Annotated in this window: 21 protein-coding genes; 4 read left to right on the top strand and 17 right to left on the bottom strand. The window is 67.9% G+C overall.

Features of this window, described 5'->3' with window-relative positions:
* Window position 1: 1 nt before the first annotated feature.
* Window positions 2-1,315, bottom strand: a complete 1,314-nt coding sequence (locus ACEN9H_RS15045; RefSeq protein ID WP_413675408.1) for a diguanylate cyclase domain-containing protein — start codon at window positions 1,313-1,315, stop codon at window positions 2-4.
* A 153-nt stretch (window positions 1,316-1,468) separates the two neighbouring features.
* Here ACEN9H_RS15045 and ACEN9H_RS15040 point away from each other — a divergent pair, with 153 nt between their 5' ends.
* The 4 genes from ACEN9H_RS15040 (at window position 1,469) to lpxO (ending at window position 4,155) form a co-directional block, all read left to right on the top strand.
* Window positions 1,469-2,431 carry a methyltransferase domain-containing protein gene (locus ACEN9H_RS15040; RefSeq protein ID WP_413675407.1) on the top strand — a complete coding sequence of 321 codons (963 nt, stop codon included), beginning with the start codon at window positions 1,469-1,471 and terminating at the stop codon, window positions 2,429-2,431.
* 161 nt (window positions 2,432-2,592) lie between these two features.
* Window positions 2,593-2,793: a hypothetical protein gene (locus ACEN9H_RS15035; RefSeq protein ID WP_056129694.1), complete on the top strand. Its 201-nt coding sequence runs from the start codon at window positions 2,593-2,595 to the stop codon at window positions 2,791-2,793.
* Between the two features lie 111 nt (window positions 2,794-2,904).
* The gene (locus tag ACEN9H_RS15030) at window positions 2,905-3,135 is read left to right on the top strand and encodes a DUF6139 family protein (RefSeq protein WP_056129697.1); all 231 of its coding nucleotides are present in this window, start codon (window positions 2,905-2,907) and stop codon (window positions 3,133-3,135) included.
* Between the two features lie 120 nt (window positions 3,136-3,255).
* Window positions 3,256-4,155 (top strand): lipid A hydroxylase LpxO, encoded by a 900-nt coding sequence (gene lpxO, locus ACEN9H_RS15025; protein WP_056129698.1) that lies wholly within the window; start codon window positions 3,256-3,258, stop codon window positions 4,153-4,155.
* 342 nt (window positions 4,156-4,497) lie between these two features.
* Here lpxO and ACEN9H_RS15020 read toward each other — a convergent pair whose 3' ends face one another.
* The 16 genes from ACEN9H_RS15020 to ACEN9H_RS14945 form a co-directional block, all read right to left on the bottom strand.
* Window positions 4,498-5,889, bottom strand: a complete 1,392-nt coding sequence (locus ACEN9H_RS15020) for an acetate kinase (protein ID WP_413675406.1) — start codon at window positions 5,887-5,889, stop codon at window positions 4,498-4,500.
* Between the two features lie 23 nt (window positions 5,890-5,912).
* The gene (locus ACEN9H_RS15015) at window positions 5,913-6,416 is read right to left on the bottom strand and encodes a hypothetical protein (RefSeq protein ID WP_413675405.1); all 504 of its coding nucleotides are present in this window, start codon (window positions 6,414-6,416) and stop codon (window positions 5,913-5,915) included.
* Window positions 6,417-6,427: 11 nt separating this feature from the next.
* Window positions 6,428-7,108 carry a C39 family peptidase gene (locus tag ACEN9H_RS15010; protein WP_056132597.1) on the bottom strand — a complete coding sequence of 227 codons (681 nt, stop codon included), beginning with the start codon at window positions 7,106-7,108 and terminating at the stop codon, window positions 6,428-6,430.
* On the bottom strand, window positions 7,105-7,545 hold the full coding sequence (locus ACEN9H_RS15005) for a hypothetical protein (protein ID WP_413675404.1): 441 nt from the start codon (window positions 7,543-7,545) through the stop codon (window positions 7,105-7,107). The genes ACEN9H_RS15010 and ACEN9H_RS15005 overlap by 4 nt, the downstream gene beginning before the upstream one ends.
* Window positions 7,546-7,604: 59 nt before the next feature.
* Window positions 7,605-9,989 carry a hypothetical protein gene (locus ACEN9H_RS15000; RefSeq protein WP_413675403.1) on the bottom strand — a complete coding sequence of 795 codons (2,385 nt, stop codon included), beginning with the start codon at window positions 9,987-9,989 and terminating at the stop codon, window positions 7,605-7,607.
* Between the two features lie 283 nt (window positions 9,990-10,272).
* Window positions 10,273-11,607: a sigma-54 dependent transcriptional regulator gene (locus ACEN9H_RS14995; protein ID WP_056132605.1), complete on the bottom strand. Its 1,335-nt coding sequence runs from the start codon at window positions 11,605-11,607 to the stop codon at window positions 10,273-10,275.
* 336 nt (window positions 11,608-11,943) lie between these two features.
* Entirely contained in the window at window positions 11,944-13,113 is a 1,170-nt protein-coding gene (locus ACEN9H_RS14990) for a PspA/IM30 family protein (protein WP_413675585.1), read from the bottom strand.
* Between the two features lie 73 nt (window positions 13,114-13,186).
* Window positions 13,187-13,609: a hypothetical protein gene (locus ACEN9H_RS14985; protein ID WP_413675402.1), complete on the bottom strand. Its 423-nt coding sequence runs from the start codon at window positions 13,607-13,609 to the stop codon at window positions 13,187-13,189.
* 10 nt (window positions 13,610-13,619) lie between these two features.
* Window positions 13,620-14,282, bottom strand: coding sequence for a C39 family peptidase (locus tag ACEN9H_RS14980; protein WP_413675401.1), 663 nt, complete (start codon window positions 14,280-14,282; stop codon window positions 13,620-13,622).
* Window positions 14,279-14,650, bottom strand: a complete 372-nt coding sequence (locus ACEN9H_RS14975; RefSeq protein WP_413675400.1) for a hypothetical protein — start codon at window positions 14,648-14,650, stop codon at window positions 14,279-14,281. Before ACEN9H_RS14975 ends, ACEN9H_RS14980 begins: the two co-directional genes overlap by 4 nt.
* A 68-nt stretch (window positions 14,651-14,718) precedes the next feature.
* Window positions 14,719-16,035 (bottom strand): hypothetical protein, encoded by a 1,317-nt coding sequence (locus tag ACEN9H_RS14970; RefSeq protein WP_413675399.1) that lies wholly within the window; start codon window positions 16,033-16,035, stop codon window positions 14,719-14,721.
* Window positions 16,036-16,315: 280 nt separating this feature from the next.
* Complete coding sequence (locus ACEN9H_RS14965; RefSeq protein WP_413675398.1) at window positions 16,316-17,629, bottom strand: sigma 54-interacting transcriptional regulator; 1,314 nt, start codon at window positions 17,627-17,629, stop codon at window positions 16,316-16,318.
* 237 nt (window positions 17,630-17,866) lie between these two features.
* Window positions 17,867-18,295, bottom strand: coding sequence for a hypothetical protein (locus ACEN9H_RS14960; protein WP_413675397.1), 429 nt, complete (start codon window positions 18,293-18,295; stop codon window positions 17,867-17,869).
* Window positions 18,296-18,303: 8 nt separating this feature from the next.
* Entirely contained in the window at window positions 18,304-20,274 is a 1,971-nt protein-coding gene (locus ACEN9H_RS14955) for a peptidase U32 family protein (RefSeq protein WP_413675396.1), read from the bottom strand.
* 55 nt (window positions 20,275-20,329) lie between these two features.
* A complete protein-coding gene (locus ACEN9H_RS14950) occupies window positions 20,330-20,956 on the bottom strand; it encodes a response regulator (protein ID WP_413343478.1) in 627 nt (208 codons plus the stop codon).
* 111 nt (window positions 20,957-21,067) lie between these two features.
* Complete coding sequence (locus ACEN9H_RS14945) at window positions 21,068-23,383, bottom strand: FdhF/YdeP family oxidoreductase (RefSeq protein ID WP_413675395.1); 2,316 nt, start codon at window positions 23,381-23,383, stop codon at window positions 21,068-21,070.
* Between the last annotated feature and the right edge of the window lie 79 nt (window positions 23,384-23,462).

The following is a 23,462-nucleotide window of genomic DNA, read 5'->3' as shown; positions in this document are numbered from 1 at the left end:
GCTAGCTTTCTCCGCACTTGTGGGCGCGCTTACGGGTGTACATGTGCGCGTCCGCATGCATGAGCAGCGTCTCGACCTGGTCCGCGTGATCGGGGAACAGGCCGATGCCGATGCTGACGCCGATGTGCAGCGGCGCGCATTGCGTCGGCACGGGCCGCACGAGCGCGGCGCGGATCTTGTCGGCGCAGTGTTCCGCGTCCTCGGGCGCCTGCAGGTCTTCCAGCAGCAGCACGAATTCGTCGCCGCCCAGGCGCGCCACCGTGTCCGATTCGCGCGCGCATTCCACCAGCCGCGCCGCGACTTCCCGTAGCAGCGCGTCGCCGGCCGCGTGGCCGTAACAGTCGTTGACCTGCTTGAAATCGTTCACGTCCACGTACAGCAGGCCGAGCCGCGAATGGCAGCGCCGCGCCCGCGCGACGGCCGTGCGGATGCGGTCGAAGAACAGCCGGCGGTTCGGCAAGCCCGTCAGCTCGTCGTGGCAGGCGGAGCGCATCAGGTCGTCGTGCAGGCGCTTGCGCTCCAGCGCCAGCCCGACCTGGGCCGCGACGAAGTGCAGCAGGCCGCGGTCGGCGGGAGAGTATCCCGTGCCGGCGTGGTCGCGCAGCAGCAGCGCGCCGATCGTGCCCGCCGGGCCGCCCAGGTCGATCATGAGCCACGTGTTCAGGCGGCCGCCGCCGACGTGGCGCACGGCGTCCGAGGCGACGCTGTCCGGCGCCGTCGCCGTCGCGCGCCAGCGCGCGAGGCAGGCCCGCGACGGCAGGCGCGTCTTCGGATCGTGGTCGCGCTGGTAGATGATCTTGAAGCCGTGCTGCGGGGTCGGGTCGCTGACGACGACCATGCCGGGCGCGCCGACCAGGCGGTCGAGGATGGCGTGGATCTCGCCGCACAGTCCGGCCAGGTCGCCCGCGTGGTAGACCGCTTCGGAAATCGCGTACGTCGCCGCCTGGCGCCGTTCGGCGCGCTTGCGGGCGCTGATGTCGCGCCCGACGCCCAGGCGCAGGCCGTGGTCCGCGATATAGCGCGCCGACCACATGACGTCGACGCGGCGGCCGTCCTTGTGGAGGTAGCGGTTCTCGAAGCCGACGCGTTCCTGGCCCGCCTGCACGCGCGCGCTTTCCATGCACGTGATGGCGCGGTCCTCGGGCACGACGAAATCGAGCATGTATTGACCGATCAGCTCGGTGGGACGATAGCCGAGCATGCGTTCGCACCCGGCGCTGACGTCCACGATGATGCCGCGCCGGTCCACCAGGAAAACGACGTCCAGCAACAGGTCGGCAATATTCGCCGACAGGGAACGGATCGATTGGACCATTGGGCCTGCTAACGGAAACAGCGGTGGGAAAATACTAGCATTCCCGCATGGAAAAAGGTCAAGCTATTTATGCATCGCCGGCCGGCTGTTCCATCGATCCGACAAACTGGCCGGCAAATCCCTGTCAGCTCGGCGCATCAGTTGCATAAAAGCATGGAGATAATGCAGGCACACTCCGACACAGAGGAACACATGCTCAACGAACGCGAAATCGAAAGCTGCTACCTGGGGCAGTTTATTCCGGTCCACTACCATCACAACATGCTGATGGACCATAACCGCATGCACAGCTTCAAGTCCGCGATCTACCACGCCGTGAAGCCGGGCATGAAGGTGCTGGAGCTGGGCGGGGGCACGGGCGTGCTGTCGTACTTCGCGGCCCAGAACGCGTCCCAGGTCTATTGCGTCGAGTTCAACCCGGACATGGTGCGCGAGGCGCGCCGCTTCCTCGCCATGAACCCGAACGGCCACAAGGTCGAGGTCATCCATGCGGATGCGTTCGAATACCTGCCGCCGGAACCCGTCGATCTCGTCATCTGCGAAATGATCCACGTCGGCATGCTGCGCGAAAAGCAGGTGGAGGTGATCGAGTCGTTCAAGCGGCGCTACCTGGCGCGCTTCGGCGGTCCGCTGCCGATCTTCATGCCGGAAGCCGTCATCATGGCCGCGCAGCCGCTGCAGCTCGAATACGATTTCGAGGGTTTCTACGCGCCGATCGTGCAATTCCAGCCGACTAACGTGATTTATCCGGGCACCATCGAGCTGGCGCAGCCGGGCGTGTATGCGATCATGGATTTCAGCCAGCCCGTCGGCGATGCGATCGCATGGGAAGGCCAGTTCCGCATGGAGCAGGGCGGCCGCCTGAACGCGCTGCGCTTCATCACCAAGAACGTGCTGTCCATCGTCGAGGAACGCGGCACGACGATCGACTGGCTGAACCACTACATGATGCTGCCGCTGGCCACGCCGCTGGACGTGCAGGCTGGCGACATCGTGCAGGTGAGCTTTGCCTACCGCGCGGGCGGGTCGATTCCGTCGCTGGAAGCGTCGATGCGCGCCGCGGTCGTCGAACGGGCGGGCGTGCCGGTGCAGGCCCGCGACACCGTCCTGGCCTGACCGTTTTCCCGCCGGGGACGGCGTCCGCTCGTCCCCGTTTTTGCCCCGTCTGTCTCCCCCCGCTGACCGTCCGTCGCAGAAATATTGCGGGTTGGCGTCCATACAACTACAGTCACATCGTCGGGCCGCGCTGGCCCTTGCCCTGAAAGATGGAGCTGACGATGCTGGGTTTCCTCGTGTGGTTGGTGTTATTGTTCCTGTGCTGGCCGATCGCGCTGCTGGCGCTCGTGATGTATCCGCTCGTCTGGCTCGTGCTGCTGCCGTTCCGGCTGCTCGGGATCGGCGTCGAGGCCGTCTTCGAGCTGCTGCGGGCGATCGTCATGCTGCCGGCGCGCGTGCTGGGTGGGGGCGTAAGACGTTGAAAGTTGACGTCCGGCCAGTGTGCGCCGATTAACAGACGGACACGAACCATTCGCCTATCGTGCCCATACTGATGGCTTTCATTCGAAAGCCATGCTTTTAAAGGAGTGACTATGCGCCTGGACATCTACCGCAGAGCCGAACACGACGGCAAGTTTTCTTACCTGGCCGTCCCCGAGACCCGCAATATCCCCGAGGAAGCCACGAATACCGACTGGGAGGTCGAAGCCCGGGCTTTCGAAGTCGACGACGATGCCGGACATCTGCCCGATTACGATATCCAGAATTTGAACGCCCAGCTGGCGGAAAAAGGCTACGCCGTCACGTCGTCGACGATGCACTGACGCTGTCTCGGTAGCACCACATTCGCGGCCGTACGCCGTCCGCCCCGACCAACCGGGGCGGCCGGCGTACGGCCGCGTATCGCATATGGTATCCTTGCGCCTCGTTCAGTCGGAGGCGTCATGAAGTGGTTCGTAGTCGGTTTTCTCGTGCTCTCGGTCCTGCACATCCATTTCCGTGGCAAGGTCCGCCTGCCGTTCGGCCGGCAGCTGTTCGACCATTCGTCGTTCATGGCGCCGATCAATATCTTCATGCACCTGTTCTCGAAGGTGCCCAGCACGCCGTACATCCCGGTCCGTGAATTCCCCGAATTGTCCGTCCTGCAGGACAACTGGCCGACGATCCGCGAGGAAGGCCTGCGCCTCATCGAGATGAAGAAGATCAAGGCGTCCGAGGAGAATAACGACGCCGGTTTCAATTCCTTCTTCAAGACGGGCTGGAAGCGTTTTTACCTGAAGTGGTACGACGCGAGCCACCCGTCGGCCGAGCGCCTGTGTCCGCAGACGTACGCGCTGCTGCAGGGCATCCCGTCGGTGAAGGCGGCGATGTTCGCCGAGCTGCCGCCGGGCGCGAAGCTGAACCCGCACCGCGACCCGTTCGCGGGCTCGATGCGCTACCACCTGGGCCTGGCCACGCCGAACGACGACCGCTGCTTCATCGAAGTCGACGGCCAGCGCTACAGCTGGCGCGACGGCCAGGGCGTCATCTTCGACGAAACGTTCATCCACTGGGCCGAGAACGCCAGCGACAGTGACCGCCTGATCCTGTTCTGCGACGTCGAGCGCCCGATGCGCTTCGGCTGGATGCAGGCCGTCAACCGCTGGCTGGGCCGCACGATGATGACGGCGGCCGCCTCGCCCAACGAGAGCGGCGACCAGACGGGCCTCGTCAGCAAGCTGTTCCGCGTTTCGTACGTGATGGGCCAGTACCGCCGCCGCTACAAGGCGTGGAACAAGACGGCCTATAAAGCGACGAAGGTCGCGCTGATCGTGGGCGTCGCGGCACTCGTCTACTACCTCTGATCCATCTCTCCGAGAAAGACACGGGCCGCAATCGCGGCCTTTTTTTGTTTCCCAGATTCGGGGTCAGACCCCATTTTCCAAAAAATTCGGGGTCAGAGCACTTTTTTGGGCAAGATCTCCGGCGAAAAAGTGGGCCGCCTGCCAGCATACGTTCGCCGTCTTGCGTTGCGCCGCGGGACGGCGGCACGGGAATGCCGCGATGCCGTCTGATGCGCGGAGCAATTGATCGAAAATGTGCTCTGACCCCGATTTTGGTCGGAAATGTGCTCTGACCCCGAATTTAAAAAGGGCCGCAAGCGCGGCCCGTTTGGTTGGGCCGCGCCTTGCGGCCAAAGGGGATACTTAGAACGTGAAGGGCATCCTGACCATGAGCGTGACGTCCGGTGTATCGCGCGTGAGGCCCGCGCCCACCGATACGCTCAGGGTACGGTTGTTTTTCAGGCGGTACGAGTAGCCGAGCAGCAGCGTACCGAGCTGCACGCGCACGGAACCCGGAATGACCAGGCCGTTCTGGTGCATCCGGCCGACCGAATTGTGGTCGTAGCCGATGCTGAACGACGCCCGCTCGTTCAGCGCGAGACCCATGCCGAAGTTGAAGCCGAACACGTCGCCCGGTTCCACCGTGCCCAGCAGTTCCTTGCTGCCGTTCAGGACGGTGCGGTAGACGTTGCCGCGCTTGAAGTTCTTCGTGTAGCTGAAGCCGCCGAAGAAGATGGCGGGATCGGACGGCAGCAGCCACGTCACGCTCGGCTGCACCGAATAGAAGCCCGAGCCGGTCGGCAGGTCGAGCGGCAGGCCCGTGCCGGTGACGTTCTGGCCCACGCAGCGCGTCTGGCAATCCGTCACGACCTCGAACGGATCGCGGCCCGTGCGCGACTTGAAGCGCAGGCCGGCGATGTAGTACGGCGTGTCGACGCCGCCGTCGTTCAGCTGGTAGCGCCAGCCCAGCTCGATGTCGCCGATGCCCTTGCCGCTCGTCTCGAACGCGCGTTCGGCCGCCGTGCCGGTGAACAGTTCGCGGCTGACGGTCGAATCGCTGCGGTAGACGTACGGGATCTTCGCTTCGAATTCCAGGCGATTGTCGAAGCCGTAGCGGAACGTGGCGGTGGCCGTCGTCGTGTTGCGCTTCACTTCGCGCACGTCCAGCAGGCCGATCAGCAAGGCCGGGATCACCGTGTAGCCGACCAGGGCGACACGGTTGCTGGACGAATAGCCGTACTGCACGGACGGCTCGAACACGACTTTACCCCGCGGCGTGAGCACGCCCGGGGTCTCGAAGATCGGCGCCACTTCCGGTGTCTTGGGCGCGGGCGGGCGGCCGACGGCATCGTTGCCCGCCTGGGCCTGGCCGCCACCGCCTGTGCCGCGCAGCGGCGCCAGGCGGCCCGGATAGACCGGATCCGCGAACGGCACGGCGAGCCTGGGCGGCGCGTCGAGCGGGCCGGCCTGCACCTGCGCGGGCGCGTCGGGCTGGGGCGCCGGCAGGTTGCCGGTGCCGCGCATCCGCTCGAGCTGCGACGGTGCCGCCGCCGTCGCGGTGTTCGCGGGCGGCGCCACGCCGCTCGCGCGCAACTGGCGTTCCAGTTCGTCGACGCGCGCACGCTGCTCTTCCAGCTGTTGTCGCATGATCTTGAGCTGCTCGAGGAGGTCAGGACCGGACTGGGCACCGGCCGGGATGGCCGCCAGGGCCACGCTGACACCAATCACGCCGTACAGCGCTGGAATTTTATGCATAGGTTTTCTCCAGGTAAAATCCGTCACCTGCCGGTGGCGGCGGTATTGAGCGCGTTCGCGAGGCTGGACTGGAAGTTCATGGACTGCAACAGTCCGCGTGCGTTCACGCTTGCATTGATGATGGTCTGGTTGTTGATCAACTGGTTGTTCAGGCTGTTCTGGATGACGGTGCCGCCCAGCGTCGTGTCGCCCATCTGGACGTTGAACGTGCCGCCGCCGTTCTGGATCAGCCGCACCTGGTTCGCCATGTCGGCGGTCACCGTACTGTGGCCGCTCGTCAGCTTGCCGAGGTCGCCGAGCTCCAGCTGGCTGCGTTCGGCCACGTTGCCGTTGATCGTGACGATGCGCTCGATGCCGAGCGACACCGCCAGGCCGTTGTCGGTGATGAAGCCGCCGCGGTAGTCGTCCAGCGAGTCGGCCGCCACGGCGTTGTCGCTGGTGAACGGATTGTCCGGGCCGCCGGCATAGCCCTGCGTCGCGATCGCGGCGCTGGCCAGCACGAGGCCGATCTGGACGGGGATGCGCATGGGGTCTCCTGTCAAAAATCGCCGGGACCGAATTTCGGCAGCGTCGTCATGTCGATCGCGGTCCGGGTCACTCCCTCGGCCAGCGGTGCGCGCGGCGCGGCGCGCCAGTCGAGGTCGGCGTTGAACGAAGGCTTGCCGGGCGCGTCGTGGATCACGAACAGCAGCCGGGTCGGCCAGATGGATTCGAAGTGCTCGCGCGTCACGGAGCGCGTGCCGCTGGACGGATCGCCCAGCAGGATGCGCCCGTCGTCCGCGCCCTTGATCACGACGAAGTGGTTGTAGCCCTTCTCGGAGATCAGCACGATGGCGGGCAGTTTGCTGTCGAACAGTTTCTGCAACGGCACCTGGAAGCCGTCCGCCTTGTAGCCGATCTTTGCGAGATAGCGCTGCATGTCCAGCAGCGAAAAGCCTTCGCGCCGGATCTTGGCCTGGTCACCGATCTCCCACATCGCCTTGAAGGCGGTCGTTTCGCTGATCGGATAGCCGTAGTGATAGGTCAGCAGCGTGGCCAGGGCGGCCGAGCCGCAGCTGAAGTCGTATTGCTGGCGGGTCGTCGAGGTGAAGCGCAGTTCGCGCATGCTCTTGACCGGTACGTCGAACCGGGCGCCGCCCGCGATCGGCAGGTCGGCCGCATCCACGCGGGCAGCGCCCGCCAGTGCGCACAGCAGCAGGGGCAGGGCGCCGTACTTCATTTGAATTGCAGGTTGACGATGGTGGCGTTCTGGATCAGGACGTTAGCGCCGCTGTTCTGGATGACCACCGGTATGCCCGACATATTGGCGAACGCGCCGGCATCGATCGTGTTCGACCCCGTGATGACGTTCACCGCGCTGTTGCCGCTCACGACCCCGCCGAGATTCGCGTTGTTGCTGGTGTTGAACGTGTCCGTCCCACCGCGCGAATGCTCCAGCTTGCCCAGGTCGGCGGCGGGGCCGAACCCGAGCGAGTCTTGCGCCTGGGCTGACTTGCCGGCACCGTTGTCGGCACCCGTGGCCGGCTGGGCGGCCGGCGCGCTGTCCCGGGCGGGAACCGCGAGTTCCGGTCCTGCCCAGGCCGCGGATGCGCAGACCGCGAGCACAGCGAAGCTGCACACGCGGTTGCTGACGCTACTCTTGAGTAATGACTGCATTCTCTACCCCCGGTTGCATCGAAAAACCGCCGTGCCCGCGGGCACGGCGGTCCTTGGCATTACTTGCCGACAGCCAGGTTGCTCTGGACGTTGACACTCTGCTGGACCAGCGAGGAGAAGCCGTTGTTCTGGCTGATCACCATCACGCCCGCAGCCGACTGGCCGACACCGCTCATGTTGTTGGACATGTCGAAGGATCCGGCATTGACCGTGTTCGAACCGCCGTTGCCGCCGGTGCCCGCACCGCCCAGGCCGCCCGTGCCCACGCCGGCCGTGATGTTGGCCAGTGCGCCGCCTGCGCCGCCGGTGGTCGAGCCGCCCGCGCCGCCTGCGCCGCCGTTGCCGGCGGTCGAATCACCCACGGTTGCCGAACCGGTCGTGGCGCTGCCGGTCGTGGCCGAACCGCCGGCGGCACCTGCACCTGCCGTGTTCGAGGCCATGCCGCTGGCGGCACCCGCACCGCCTGCTGCGCCCGCACCACCCGCGCCCGAGGTTGCCGTGCCGGCAGCACCTGCGCCGCCTGCGCCCGAGGTCGCCGAACCTGCCGCACCGGCACCGCCTGCGCCGCCAGCGCCGCCCGTGTTGCCGGCAGCGTTGCCGGCCGTCGAGGTCAGGGCTGCGCCTGCGCCGCCTGCCGCGCCGGTCGCTGCGCCGCCTGCGGCGCCGTTACCTGCCATGTTCGAGCCGGCAGCACCTGCGGCGCCCGCACCGCCTGCCGCACCTGCCGCACCCGCACCGCCGGCACCGCCGGCTGCACCCGCTGCGCCTGCACCGCCGGCGCCGCCGGTCGTGGTGCCCGCCGTCGAGGTCGATGCGCCGCTGGTGGTGGCGCCGCCGGTCGAGACTGGCGAACCCGAGGTGGCGGTGCCGCTGGCGCCGCCCGTGCCGCCGTCGGCCGACGAGGAACCGCCGGCGCCCGACGTTGCCCAGCTGCCGCCGGCGCGGGTCATGCCGCCCGTGGCTGCGTTCGATGCGGTCGAGCCGGCATTGCCTGCCGAACCTGCTGCGCCGCCGGCACCGCCGGTGCCGCCCATGGCGCCCGCCGCACCTGCGCCGCCTGCACCGCCTGCCGCACCGGCACCGCCGGCACCGCCCGTGGCCGCACCGGTCCTGCCGCCGGCGCCGCCCAGGCCGGCCGTCGTCGCACCGCTGGCGCCGCCGTTACCACCCGACAGGTCGCCGGACGCGCCGCCGTTGCCGCCCATCGCGTTGCCGGCCATGCCGCCCGCTGCACCTGCACCGCCGGTGCCCGTGGCTGCGCCGCTGGCTGCGCCTGCGCCGCCCGTGGCGGCGACCGTGCCGGTGCTGCCGCCCATGCCACCCGCTGCGCCGCGGCCGCCATTGCCGCTGGTGGCGCCCGTCGCCATGCCGCCTGCGCCGCCCGCACCCGCGGTCGCGCCGCCGATGGTGGCGCCGCCTGCGCTGGCGCCGCCGTTGGTGGCCAGGCCGCCGGCCGAACCGGCTGCGCCGTTCGCGCTGCCCGCGCTGCCGCCCGCGCCGGCGGTCGCCGAGATGCCGCCGCCGGTGCCGGCTGCGCCGTTGCCCGCCGTGCCGGCGGCGCCGTTGGCGTTACCGGAGTTGGTGGCGACGTTGCCGATGTTCGAGATGGTGTTGCCCGACACGCGGCCCGTCAGGTTGGCCGTGTTGTTGGACGACGAGGTGTTGAAGCTGTTCGAGAAGTTCGACGTCGCGGTGCCGCCGTTGTTCACGGCCACGGAGCCGGTCGCGGACGCGGTCGAGTCGCCCGAGCTGTTGTTCTTGCCCGTGCTGTTGTCGTTGTCGCGGTTGGTCGTGGTGGTCGTCGAGTTCGAGACCGTGCGGTTGGTCGAGGTGTTGTTGGTGCTGTTGTTGCTGCTGTCCGACGTGTTGTTCGAGTTGCGGGTGCTGTTGTCGCTGCTGTCCGACGTGTTGTTCGAGTTACGGGTGCTGTTGTCGCTGTTGTCCGTCGACCGGTTGGTCGTCGTGGTGGTGACGCTGCGGTTGCTGTTGTCGGTGTTCGTGCTGCGGTTGCTGTTGTCGCTGCTGTTGCTGTTGTCGGCCGTGTTGGTGCTGCGGTTGCTGTTGTCGGTCGTCGTGGTCGTCCTGCTGCGGTTGCTGTTGTCGCTACGGTCGCTGTTGTCGGCCGTGTTGGTGCTGCGGTTGCTGTTGTCCGTCGACGTGGTCGTCGTCGTCGTGTTGGTGCTCTTGTTGTTGTTCTGGTCCGAGTTCGCGGTCGCCGTGCTCGTGTTCGTGCTGTTGTTGCTGCTGTCCGAGGTGTTGGTGCTGTTGTTGCTGCTGTCCGAGGTATTGTTCGAGTTACGGGTGCTGTTGTCGCTGCTGTCCGACGTGCGGGTCGTCGTCTGCGTGACGGTGGCGCCGCCGCCGTTCGCATTGACGCCATCCTGGGCTTGTGCGGTCAGCGAGAATGCCAGCGAAATGGCAGTCACGAGCAAAGTCTTGTTCATTCGAGTTCCCCTCTGGGTTTGATGGTTGGTGATGGGTCGGCTGTAGCGCCGACCTCCATCCCTTTGCAGTTTCAGTGCCAGCCTCACTGCAGAGCTCGCTAACCCTTTGTTTTTGTTGACTTTGTACGGATCTTCCTACACGACTGTCAGAGAAAATCCGGTACGATTTACCGAAAATATCGAAAAACTGTTTCACTTCCGGCACAACTCTGTCCACATACACGCTGCAACACCCAAAAAAAAGTGGACACCTTGTCCACTTGTGCCACATGCCGCACACGCGTCACTCGCGCATGCCGTGCTTGCTCAGCAAACGGTACATCGTCGTGCGCGATACACCCAGGTCGCGCGCCGCGCGGCTCACGTTGTGGCCGCTGCGGTCCAGGCATTCGCGCAGGGCGCGCCGCTCGGAGCGCATACGGGTGTCGTCCAGCGCGGCGGGCGTCGGCGCCATGATCCCGCGCGTCAGCCCCAGGTCTTCCGGCATGATCAGGCGGCCGTCCGACATGACCAGTGCCCGCCGTACCCGGTTGATCAGTTCGCGCACATTGCCTGGCCAGTCGTGGTCGAGGATCGCCTCGATCGCCCGGTTGGAAAAGCCCTTCAGGCGCGGCGATTTTTCGCTCGCGTACATGTGGAAGAAGTACTCGGCCAGCGTGACCAGGTCGTCGCGCCGTTCGCGCAACGGCGGTACCGTCACCGGCAGCACGGCGAGGCGGTAGTACAAGTCCTCGCGGAATGCGCCGCTCGCGACGGCCTGCTGCAGCTGGACGTGCGACGCCGCGATCACCCGCACGTCCACGCGGATGTTGCGGGTACTGCCCAGGCGGCAGATCGTCTTCTCCTGCAGGAAGCGCAGCAGGTTGGCCTGCAGGTCCTTCGGCAGGTCGCCGATCTCGTCGAGGAACAGCGTGCCGCCGTCCGCCGACTCGATCAGGCCGGCCTTGCCCCGCGTCGCGCCCGTGAACGCCCCGCGCTCGTAGCCGAACAGCTCGGAGTGGATCAGGCTCGGCGCGATGGCGCCGCAGTTGATGGGGACGAACGGTCCCGCGGCCCGGTCCGACTGCGCGTGGATCGCCTGGGCCGTCAACTCCTTGCCGCTGCCGCTTTCTCCCCAGATCAGGACGGGCGCCGCGACCTTGGCGACGCGCGACACCTGCGCGCGCAGCCGTGCGATCGCGTCGCAGCCGCCGACCAGCGGCGACGCGGGATCGTCGTGCCCGTCGTTGGCGCTGGGCCGCCGGCGTAGCATCGCCCAGCCGTGCGCATGGCCCAGCGTGTGGGCCAGCCGGACCGGATCGACCGGGGCCGTGTGGTAATCGCACAGGTGCTCCACGACGAGGTCGCGGCAGGGCGCGGATTCGAGATCGCGCGGACTGAATACGCCGACCCACTGCATATGGCTGTAGCGGCGCAGGAAGGTGTCCACTTCGGCCGGCCGGTGCTGCTCGCGGTCGTGCACGAGCAGGCCGACCAGGTAACGGTCGTTACGCAGTTCGCGCCCGGCTTCGCCGAGGTTGCTGACACTGCGGATCTCCCAGTCGAGCATTGCCTCATTGAGCAGGGCGCGCGCACCCTTGTCATCCGGGGCAATGCACAGCAGGCGCTTTCGGGTCATCCATCCTCCATCGGGTAATCGGCCGGTCCTCGCAACGGCGGCAGACGAATGGGAGAGCCGGCATAATTTCTTGACAAGTGTAACTGGGTGTAACTGGGGCTGCTGTTCTGTAGCCTGTTAGCAATTTCTTATTATCAGTTGATCTTTGTTTAATATTATGCCGCTCGTGAAATATTCGTGGCGGACGATAGATATCGACCGCTGGTTACAATTAGTCACAATCGTGTAACCGATCCTCGTCATGGTCAAGGAAATAACTGCCGCCGTGTGGCTTTTTCCCGATTGCGGAAGGGGAACCCCCCATCGCTGGGGGGAGGTGGTGGTGGCAGGGACGGTTCAAAAACCGAACGGCATGCGGACCGTGAGGGTCACGTCCGGCGTGTCGCGCGTGAGACCTGCGCCCACGGACACGTTCACGGTGCGGTGCGCATCGAGGCGGTACGACGCGCCGAGCAGCAGCGTGCCCAGCTGGATGCGGACGGAACCGGGGATCACCTGGCCGTTCTGGCGCGTGCGGTCCACGGCGCTGTGGTCGTAGCCGAGGCTCAGCGACGCCTTGTCGTTCAGGGCAAGGCCCATGCCAAGATTGAATCCGAGCACATCGCCCGCTTTGATGTCGCCCAGCGGTTCGCGCTGGCCGGCGAGGACCGTGCGGTACACGTTGCGGCGCTGGAAATTGCGGGTATAGCTGATGCTGCCGAAGAACACGGCCGGATCGGACGGCAGCAGCCATGTCAGGCTCGGCTGCAGCGAGCGGAATCCTGACCCGGTGGGCAGCGTCAGCGGGAGCCCCGTGCCGGTGACGTTCCCGCCCACGCAGCGCGTTTGGCAATCCGTTACGACGGCGAACGGATCGCGGCCGGTGCGCGCTTTGTAGCGCAGGCCGCCGATGAAGTAGGCGCGGTCGGGGCCGCCCGCATTCAGCTGGACGCGCGCCGCCGCCTCGACGTCGCCGAGGGCCTTGCCGCTCGCGTCGAACGCACGTTCCGCCGCCGTGCCCGTGAAGATCTCGCGGCTGACGGTCGAGTCGGTGCGGTAGACATACGGGACCTTCGCTTCCAGTTCGACCCGGTTCCCGAGCCCGTAGCGGAGCGTGACCGCCGCCGTCGTCGTGTTGCGCTTCACCTCGCGCACGTCCAGCAGGCCGATCAGCAGCGCCGGGATCACCGTGTAGCCGACCAGCGCCACGCGGTTGCTGGACGAATAGCCGTACTGGATCGACGGCTCGACCACGACGCGCCCGCGCGGCGTCAGCACGCCCGGGCTCTCGAAGATGGGCGCGACCTCGGTCGCCCGCGCGGTTCCCTGTGGCGCGGGCCCGACCGCACCCGGCGGCGGCGCCGCATCGGCCGCGGTGCCTTTGCCGCGGACGTCGTCCAGCCGGGACGCACCGAGCTGCCGTTCGAGCGCGTCGATGCGGGCGCGCTGCTGGTCGAGCTGTTGCCGCATGGCCCGCAGCTGGTCGATGAGTTGCGCCTGCTGGGCCGCGGCCGGCGTGCAGGTCATGATGAGGCCGAGGCCGAGCGCGCCTGGCAGCGCGGGAAACGTTCGCATGGTGATGGGCTCCGCACTGGGGCCGCTACCTGCCGGCGGCGGCCGCGTTGATGGCATTCGCCAGCGTCGACTGGAAGTGCATGGTCTGCAGCAGGCCTTGCGTGGCGACGCTCGCGTGGATGATGGTGGCCGTGCCGATTGCCCGGTCGTTCAGGCTGTTCTGCACGACGGTGGCCAGACTGTCTGCGCGTGGCACCGCCTGGCCGGCAATGAGCCGGCCGAGGTCGCCGAGCCGCAGTTCGCTGCGCGCGACGACCTGGCCGTCGACGGTCACGATGCGCTCGATGCCGAGCGACACGGCGATGCCGGACGCGGTGGTGAAGCCGCCGCGGGCGCCGGCGAGCTCGGCCTGGCCGACGGCCGCGGGCGTCGAGAACGGGTTCCCGGGCGGCGCCGCGCGCGCGGACGCGACGGCGAGCAGCAACGCAAAGAGGATCGATGGGCGCATGGGGTCTCCTTCAGAAATCGCCGGGGCCGAATTTGGGCAGGTCGACGCCGCCCTGGCTCGTCCGGGCCACCGCGTCGGCCAACGGCGCACGCGGCGCCGCGCGCCAGTCGTCGGCGAGGTTGAAGCGCGGTTCGCCGGGCGCCGTGTGGATCACGAACAGCAACCGGGTCGGCCAGATGGCTTCGAAGCGGGCGCGCGGCAGCGACCGTGTCCCGCTGGATGGGTCGCCCAGCAGCACGCGGCCGGCGCCGTAGCCCTTGATCACGACGAAGTGGTTGTAGCCCTGTTCCGTGATGAGGACGATGGCCGGCAGGCCGGCCTCGACGAGCCTGTCGAGCGGCAGCCGGAAGCCGTCCGCCTCGAAGCCGTTCGCCGCGAGATAGCGCTGCATGTCGAGCAGCGAGAAGCCCTCGCGCCGGATCTTGTCCTGGTCGCCCTGGGCCCACATCGCCGCGAACACGGTGCTCTCGCTGACCGGGAAGCCGTAATGGTGGGTCAGCAGCGTGGCGAGCGCGGCCGAGCCGCAGCTGAAGTCGTACTGCTGGCGCAAGGTCGACGCGAAGCGCAGCGCCTGCATGCTGCGTACGGGCACGTGGAAAGCGCCGCCTGCGACCGGCAGCTCGGCCGCGTGGACGGCACCCGCGGCCAGCAGGGAAACGAGCAGCCGTCTCATTTGAATTGCAGGTTGATGATGGTGGCGTTCTGGATCAGCACGTTCGCACCGCTGTTCTGGATGACGACGGGGATGCCGGCCATGTTGGCGAACGACCCGGCATCGATGCTGTTGGCGCCGGAGACGACGTTGACGGCCGTGTTCGCGGCGACGGCGCCGTCGATGCGTGCGTCGTTGCGGGTGTCCGTCCCGCCGCGCTGGCGGGCCAGCAGCCCGTCCTGCCGGTTGGCGTGCGCGGCGATCGCGTTCCCGGGCCGGAACAGCGCGCGGGCCGCGGCGCGGGCGGCGGGGGCCGTGTCCGTACCGGCCCAGGCTGCCGGCGCAAGCAAGGCGATGCTGCACACGCCCACGACCAAGGTTTGAATCATTCGATGCATACTCGGCTCCGGTGATGAAAGAACTGCCGTGCCCGCGGGCACGGCAGTCGTACGGCGCGTCAGTGGCCCAGCGCCAGGTTGCTCTGGACGTTCACGCTCTGCTGGACGAGCGACGACAGGCCGGAGTTCTGGCTGATCACGAGCACGCCCGCGGCCGACTGGCCGGTGCCGGTCATCTTGTTCGACAGGTCGAACGTGCCGGCGCTCACGCTGTTCGTGCCGCCGTTGCCGCCGCTCGCGCCGCCGCCCGCGCCGCCGACGCCGTAGCCGGCCGTGATCGAGTCCAGCGCACCGCCGGCGCCGCCGGTGTTCGTGCCGCCGGCACCGCCGTGGCCGCCCGCGCCGCCGTAGGTATTGCCCACGGTGGCCGGGCCGTTCGCTGCCGCCCCGCCCGTCGCATCGCCGCCATATGCGCCGGCGCCGCCCGTGGTGGTGGCATAGCCGCTCGCGCCGCCCGTGCCGCCGGCGCCGCCATGGCCGCCGGCACCCGCCGTCGCGCTGCCGCCGCCGGCCCCGCCGCCGGCGCCGCCCGTGCCGGCAGCGCCATTGCCTGCGGTACTGGTGGTCGCGCCGCCGTCGCCGCCGCGGCCGCCCGCCGCTGCACCGCCGGCCCCGCCATAGCCGGCGCCCGTCGCCGCTGTGCCTCCGGCGGCGCCACTGCCGCCGCTGCCGAACAGGCCGCCGCCGCCGCTACCGCCGGCGCCGCCGGCTGCCGCACCGCTGGCGCCAGCGCCGCCCGTCCCGCCGAACGCGCTGCCGCTGGGGCCGCCATTCGATCCGACCGGGAGGCTCGCGCCGCCACTGCCGCCGGCGCCTGCGCCGCCCGTCCCGCCGATGCCGCCACCGGCCAGGCTGCCGCTCGCGCCGCCTGCGCCGCCGGCGGCCCCTGCGCCACCTGCACCGCTCACCGCGGCCCCGGCCGTGCCACCCGCGCCGCCGGGACCGGCGAAGGCCGTGCCGCCGGTCGCGGGACCGTTGACCGCACTGCCGTTGGTCGCCGTGCCGCCGGCCGCGCCGGCCGCGCCGCTGGCGCCCGTCGCGGTGCCGCCGAAGCCGCCCGTGGCGGTGAGCGCGCCGCCCGTGCCCGCGCCACCCGCGCCGCCGGCCGCGCCGGCACCGTTGGCGCCGCCGTTGTTCACTGCCGTGTTGCCGATGCCGCCGATCGTGTTGCCGCCCACGCTGCCGGTCAGTGTCGTGGTGGCGTTGGCCGTGGATGTGCTGGAAGTGGTCGTTGTCGCGTTATGGAGGCTGTAGTCGTTCTGCGTGACGTTTGTCGTCGCGTGGTCGTATGTCGTGCTGGTGTTCGTGGCGGTACCGGCGTGGGCGCTGATCGAATAGGCCAGCGCCAGCGCGGTGACGAGCAAGGTCTTCTTCATTCGGTTTTCCTCTCTGATGTGGGTCTGTGACGTGCCGGCGCGTTCGCACCGGCCCTCATCCATTCGCAGGATCGGTGCCACCTCGCGGATGCTCGCGCCAAGTCGTTGATTTCTGTTGACCTCGTCGGAGGCTTCCGAAGGGCTCGTCGGAATGCCGGCGAGATCCACTGGCGCCGCTTGCCGACAGGGTGTCAACGCGGCGGTACAGGTGCGTCGCGCAGCGCCAGCCAACGCACGAGCTTGTCTGGACAGTGCCCGGCAGCGCCACGGGCGCCGGGGGTCACGGCTGGATGCCGTGCTTGCTCAGGAGCCGGTACAGCGTCGTGCGCGACACGCCCAGCTCACGCGCGGCGCGGCTGATGTTGCGGCCGCTGCGCTGCAGGCATTCGCGCAGGGCGAGCCGCTCGGTGCGGGCACGGACGTCGTCCAGCGCGGCCGTCGTCACGCGCGCGGATTCCAGCCCCAGATCCTGCGGTGTGACGAGGCGGCCGTCCGCCATCACGAGGGCGCGCCGGACTCGGTTGATGAGCTCGCGGACATTGCCCGGCCACGCATGGTCCAGCAGCGCCGCGACGGCCCGGTTGGAAAAGCCCGTCAGGCGCGGCGACCGCTCGTCGGCATACAGGTGGAAAAAGTGTTCGGCCAGCGTGACGACGTCCTCGCGCCGCTCGCGCAGCGCCGGCACGGTGACGGGCAGCACCGCGAGCCGGTAGTACAAGTCCTCGCGGAAATCTCCGCCGGCGACCGCACGCTGCAGCTGCACGTGCGACGCGGCGATCACGCGCACGTCCACGCGGAGCGCGCGCGTGCTGCCCAGCCGGCAGATCGTCTTTTCCTGCAGGAAGCGCAGCAGGTTCGCCTGCAGGTCCTTCGGTAGGTCGCCGATTTCGTCGAGGAACAGGGTGCCGCCATGGGCCGATTCGATCAGCCCGGCCCTGGCGCGCGCCGCCCCGGTGAACGCCCCCCGTTCGTAGCCGAACAGTTCGGACTGGATCAGGTTCGGCGGCATGGCGCCGCAATTGACCGGCACGAATGGCCCGCAGGCACGCGCCGACTGCGCGTGGATCGCGTGCGCCGTCAGCTCCTTGCCGCTGCCGCTCTCGCCCCAGATCAGCACCGGGGCGTCGACGCGGGCCACGCGCGCCACCTGCGCGCGCAGGCGGACCATCGCATCGGCCCGGCCGACCAGCAGGCCGGCGTCGTCCTGCGGCGCGGGCGGTCGCCGCAACTGCGCCCACCCGTGGGCATGGCCGAGCGTCCAGGCCAGCCGGCGCGGGTCGACGGGTTCCGTGTGGTAGTCGGCCAGGTGGTCGACGATGAGGTCGCGGCAGGCTGCGTGGTCGACGTCGTGCGGGCGGAACACGCCGATCCACGCCGTGTCGCGGTGGCGCCGCAGGAAACCGTCGAGATCGAAGGACCGCAGCAGCGCGCGCGTGCGCAGCAGCAGGCCGACGGGATAGCCGTCCGCGCGCAGCAAGCGGTCCGCATCGGCCAGGTTGTCCACGCAGCAGGTGTCCCAGTCATGGATGGGACCGGTCATGAGCGCGGCGGTGTGCGCGTCGTCGGGAGCGATGCAGAGCAGGCGCTTGCGCATGGTCCACCTCCAGGAGCACGGCCGGTCCGCGCCATGGCCGATCACGGCGGGACGGCGGCGAGTTGCGTGCGCACGGACACCGTGCGGCCCTGCCTCCTGGTACGGCTTGTCAAGGCGCCGTTACGGCCATCTTAACGGGACAGGCGGGCACACCGCAGGCGGGCGCGGCCTGGAAGCGACAGGCTCGTGCGAAGGCACGAGCGCGTTGGACAAATGGAGAAAAAATGGAGAAAAGAGTCAGCGGACGCGCCGGACCTTGGGCGAGGCGTTGGTGCCTTCGATCTCCAGGAACAGGGTGCCGAACATATTGCGCACGATCTTGACCGGCGGATTGCTCACCGGCGCAAGGTCTGCCGAGCTGCCGTCGACCACTTTCCACACCTGGCCGTTGGCGAGGGTGAACAGCGTGGCCGGGCCCCAGCCGGCGACCGTGCCGACGATCGTGCTCTCGATCGAGCGGGCCGGTTCCTCGGGCGTCTTTTGCTCGAGGCCGAAGGTTTGCGCGGCCGCGGCCGCCGGACGCGCTACGGCGGGAATCGCGTCATAGCAGCCCAGGCGCGCGGCGCCGTCGGCCAGCTTGCGGCATGCCAGGATGGCGGCATCGTCGGCCAGGGCCACGCCCGTCGCGCCCAGCAGGGCCAGCAGTAGAGAAGTGCGCAGGATCATCAAGGGCCTCATGCGCGCGGACGCTGGCGGTGGAAGACGAGCGGGCTGTACGGAATGGCGGACGGCGGCGGCGAATTCAGGATGCCTGGTTTCATCGCGCCCATCACGTGCATCTCGCACGGCTTGCAATCGAATTTCAGCGTGTACGTTTCGTCGCCGGACACGAGCGTCATCGGCTCCGCCCGCACCTGGCCCTGCACGCCCTGCACACCCTTGGCCTGCTTGGGGCACAGGTTGAACGAGAAACGCAGGCAGTGCTTGGTGATCATCAGCGACACTTCGCCCGGCTCCTCGTGCGATTCGTACGCGGCCGCGATCAGCTGCACGCCGTGCTTGCGGTAGAACGCGCGCGCCTTCTCGTTGTAGACGTTGGCCAGGTAGCTGAGCTGGGTGTCCGGATACGCGGCCGGCGGTTCGACCGGCTGCGCGCGCTCGGGACGCTGCCACGCCGCGAGGCGCGCCGCTTCCTGTGCGGCGATGGCATCGCGGCGCAGGCCGTTGATGGCGCTCGCCGGCACGAACCACGGCTGCGACAGCGCGACCTCGATGGCGCCCGCCTCGAACATCGTGTTGCCCAGCTTGGCGACGTTCGTGCGCAGGCCGGCCAGCGCCTGGTCGGCCTGCTGGGCCGGCTGCAGCGCGAGGCTGGCCTCGGTCGTCGTCGTGATGCCGTCCTCGTCGGTGACGGTCAAGCGCAGGCCTTCGGCCGTGTCTTCCAGCCGCAGGTCCGCACGCACCTTGCGGTCGGACGATTTCTTGTTCAGGGCCGCTTCCCACTGGTGGTCGCGGTTGCGGTGGATGACGGTGCCGACCTTCAGGCCCGGCAAGGTGGCCAGGCCCTCGTTCGGGAACACGCGCCAGCGCTGGCCGTCCTCGTCCTCCGACAGCTTTTGCACGGTGTTCGCCTGGATGCCGACCGTCTCGCGCTTGTGCATGTAGTTCAGGCCGTCGCCATTGGCCATCGGCGAATTCGTGACGAGATCGAAATTGTCGCCGCCGATGCGCGCGACGGTGCCCAGTTCCACGCCCACGTACTTCGGCGAATCGAACGCGCCGATGGTCTGCTGGCGGCCCTGGGCGAAATAATCCGTGTGGCCGCGGTGGAAGTTCTTGTCGACGTCCGGCGTGAACATCACCTGCGTACGGCCGCTGGAGGCGCGCGCCAGTTCCGGACGGCGTTCCAGGATCTCGTCCAGCAGCAGGCGGTAGTGGGCGGTGATGTTCTTCACATAGCCCATGTCCTTGTAGCGGCCTTCGATCTTGAAGGAGCGGATCCCGGCGTCGACGAGCGCTTCCAGGTTGCGGCTCTGGTCATTGTCCTTCATCGACAGCAGGTGTTTTTCGTAGGCGACGACGCGGCCCTGGCCGTCCGACAGCGTGTACGGCAGGCGGCACGCCTGCGAGCAGTCGCCGCGGTTGGCGCTGCGGCCCGTGTCCGCGTGCGAGATGTAGCACTGGCCGGAGAACGCGACGCACAGCGCGCCGTGGATGAAGTACTCCAGCGGCGTGTCGACCTCGGCGCGGATGGCCTTGATCTGTTCGATGGTCAGCTCGCGCGCCAGCACCAGCTGCGAGAAGCCGACCTGCGACAGAAACTTCGCCTTTTCCACGGTGCGGATGTCGCACTGCGTGCTCGCGTGCAGCTGGATCGGCGGCAGGTCCAGTTCGAACATCGCCATGTCCTGCACGATCAGGGCGTCGACGCCGGCGTCGTACAGCTGGCGGATCTGCTGTTCGGCCGTTTCCAGTTCGGCGTCGTGCAGGATCGTGTTCATGGTGACGAAGATGCGCGCGCGGTAGCGGTGCGCGAATTCGACGAGGCCCGCGATGTCTTCCAGCGTGTTGCTGGCGTTGTGGCGCGCGCCGAATGCGGGACCGCCGATGTAGACCGCGTCGGCGCCGTGCAGGATGGCTTCGCGGCCGATCTCGGCGGTTTTGGCGGGGGACAGCAGTTCGAGCTGGTGGGCAAGCAGTGACATGGCGGGTGATCCTGGCTGACGAAGGCGGAAATTATAGCCAGATCAAGGGCTTATGTCACCGTTCGGCGTGCACCTCGACGTGCAGGACGTCTTCGATGGCCGTGCGCAGCGCCTCGGGCGCCACCGGCTTGGGCAGAACGGGGATGTCGTCCGGCAGGCCCATGGCCCGGATCGTGGCCGGATCCAGCCCGCTCGTGACGACGATGGCCATGTCGCGGTAGGCCTCGCTCGCACGCAGCGTACGGATCATGCGCAGGCCGTCCACGCCCGGCATGCTGAGGTCGCCGACGAGCAGGTGCGGCCGCGTCTCGCCGATGCGGATCAGCGCTTCGAAACCGTTACCGACCCGGACGACGTCCAGCGGCAGGTCCCAGCCGGACATCGCCCCCTCGTACCGCGCCATGGTCGAGGCGTCGTCGTCCACGAGCAGCACCTTGTAGCGCGCGGGCGCCGTACGGTCCAGCATCGCCTGGCGCCGGCGCTCGACGTGGCGTTCGATCGACGCCAGCGCGATGCGCCGGTGGCCGCCGGCCGTCTTCCACGCTTCCAGGGTGCCGCTTTCCACCCACAGCTGCACCGTGCGGTGCGACACGCCCAGCATGGCGGCCGCCTGCCGGGTATTGCAGTAGGCGGCGGCGTCGAAACCGGGTTCCGGCGAAGGTGGGCGATAGGGCGATGTCATGGCTGCCAGATCATGTTGTTTGAAAGATTCCGTCTGATGCACTTAGGAATCTATCAAATAATCACAATCTATGACAGCAATATTTACGCACCAATACCAAAATGGCAACAGTCAATGCAGCGGCCGTCCCGTCCCGCCCGTGCGTTCGACCCGGATCGCGATGGATTTCGCGGCCGGCACCTTGCTTTCCTTCGCATAGTGCCAGAGAGGAATCAGCGGATTGCACTCCGGGAAATAGCCCGCGACGCAGCCGGCCGGCACGCTGTATTCCACGACGCGCAAGCCTTCGACCTTGCGCTCGACGCCGTCGTCGACGGCCGTGCTGGCCGTGACAATGTCACCGTCGGCCAGGCCCAGGCGGGCCATGTCCGTGCCGGCCATGAACAGGACGTCGCGGTCCTGCACGCCGCGGAAACGGTCTTCCAGGCTGTAGATCGTCGTGTTGAACTGGCCGTCGCTGCGCACCGTGAACAGGCGCAGGGCGTCCTCGGGCACGGGCATGTCGGGGTCCGCGGACAAGGTGTCCGGCACGGTGAAATTCGCCTTGCCGGTCGGCGTGTTCCACTTGCGGTCCGCCGCCGCCAGCGGTTTGCGGAAGCCGCCGGGCTGCCACATGCGCTCGTTGAAATCGTGGAAGATCTTCGGGTACGTCGCGGCGATGGCGTCGCGCACCTTCGCATAGTCCGCCACCCATCCATCCCAGTCGACCTTCGGATTCGGGTCGAGCAGTGCTTTCGCGATGCCGGCCACGATGGCCGGTTCGGACAAGAGCGTGTCCGCCGCCGGTTCGGCGCGGCCGCGCGAGCCGTGCATGCAGCCCGTGGAATCTTCCATCGACACGGATTGCTCGCCGCTGGCCTGGCGGTCGATCTCGATGCGGCCCAGGCAGGGCAGCAGGTACGCCGTCTTGCCGTGCACGAGGTGGCTGCGGTTCAGCTTGGTCGAGATCTGCACCGTGAGCGGGACGGCGCGCCAGGCGGCGTCCATCTGGCCGTGGTCGGGCACGGCCCGCACGAGGTTGCCGCCGAGGCTGATCAACGCCTGCAGCTTGCCGCCCTTGATCGCCTCGCACATCTCCACCGTGTTCATGCCCTTGTCGCGCGGCGGCTCGAACCCGTACAACTCCTTCAGCTTGTCCAACGGCGCCAGCTCCGGCTTTTCCGTGATGCCGACCGTGCGCTGCCCCTGCACGTTCGAGTGGCCCCGCACCGGGCAGATGCCGGCGCCCGGCTTGCCCATATTCCCCCGCAACAGCAGGAAGTTGACGAGCATCTGCACGTTCAGCACCCCGTTGCGGTGCTGCGTGAGGCCCATGCCATAGATGCCGATCACCTGCTTCGCACGGAGGTAGGTGCCGGCCGCCTGCTCGATCTGCGCTTGCGTGAGACCCGATTCCTTCTCGATCTCGTCCCACGTGCGGGCGCGCATCGCGGCCGCGAAGTCGTCGAAGCCGTGACAATGTTCTTCGATGAAGGCGGTGTCGAGGGCGCGCGGTTCGCCGGTCGTCAGTGCGCGCTCGTCCGCCTCCAGCACGGCCTTGCACAGGCCCGTCAGCGCCGCCACGTCGCCGCCGGCCTTCACCTGGTGGTACTGGGTGCTGATCACGGTCTCGTGGCCGCTCAGCATCTCGACGGGGGATTGCGGGTTCACGAAGCTCACGAGGCCGCGCTCGCGCAGCGGATTGAACGTGACGATGGGGACGCCGCGCTTTCTCGCCTCCTGCAACTGGTGCAGCATGCGCGGGCTGTTCACGCCCACGTTCTGGCCGAAGAAGAAGATGCAGTCGGTCTGTTCGAAGTCGTCCAGCACGACGGTCCCGATCGGCACGCCGATCGTCTTCGGCAGCGCGACGGACGTGCTTTCGTGGCACATGTTGGAACTGTCCGGCAGGTTGTTGTTGCCGTACATGCGCGCCAGCAGCTGGTACATATACGACGTTTCCAGCGAGGCGCGGCCCGAGCTGTAGAACGCGACCTGTTTGGGATCCATCTTGCGCAGTTCGGCACCGATTTCGGCAAACGCGCGGTCCCAGGTGATCTCCACGTAGCGGTCCAGCGCGCCGTCGTAGCGCATGGGCACCGTCAGGCGGCCCGCTTCCTCGAGTTCGTGGTCGTTCCAGCCTTCCAGTTCGCGTAGCGTATGGCGCTTGAAGAACGCCGGGTCGAGGCGCTTGCTCGTGATTTCCCACGCCGTCGCCTTGGCGCCGCTTTCGCAGAACTCGGCCGGATGCGGATGGGCCGGCTTCGCCCATGAACAGCTCACGCACATGAAGCCGTCCGGCTTGTTCTGCTGCATCAGCAACTGCGTGCCCTCGAGCGGGACGCGTTCCTTCAGCAGGATCGTGGTCACTTCCTTCACCGAGCCCCAGCCGCCGGCCGGGATTTGCGGTTCGTTCGGTTCGTTTGGTTTGCCGCCGTGCTTGCTCATGATCAGACTCCCAGTGCGCGATACCGTGGAGCTTGATCCGATGGCGCAACCATGTCTGTTCGACAGCGCACACGCAAAA

The organism is Massilia cellulosiltytica (genome assembly GCF_047325105.1).
Lineage (GTDB): Bacteria > Pseudomonadota > Gammaproteobacteria > Burkholderiales > Burkholderiaceae_D > Telluria > Telluria orientalis.
Note: the sequence above shows the minus strand (reverse complement) of the source record. Positions and strands in the feature narration are given on the sequence as shown.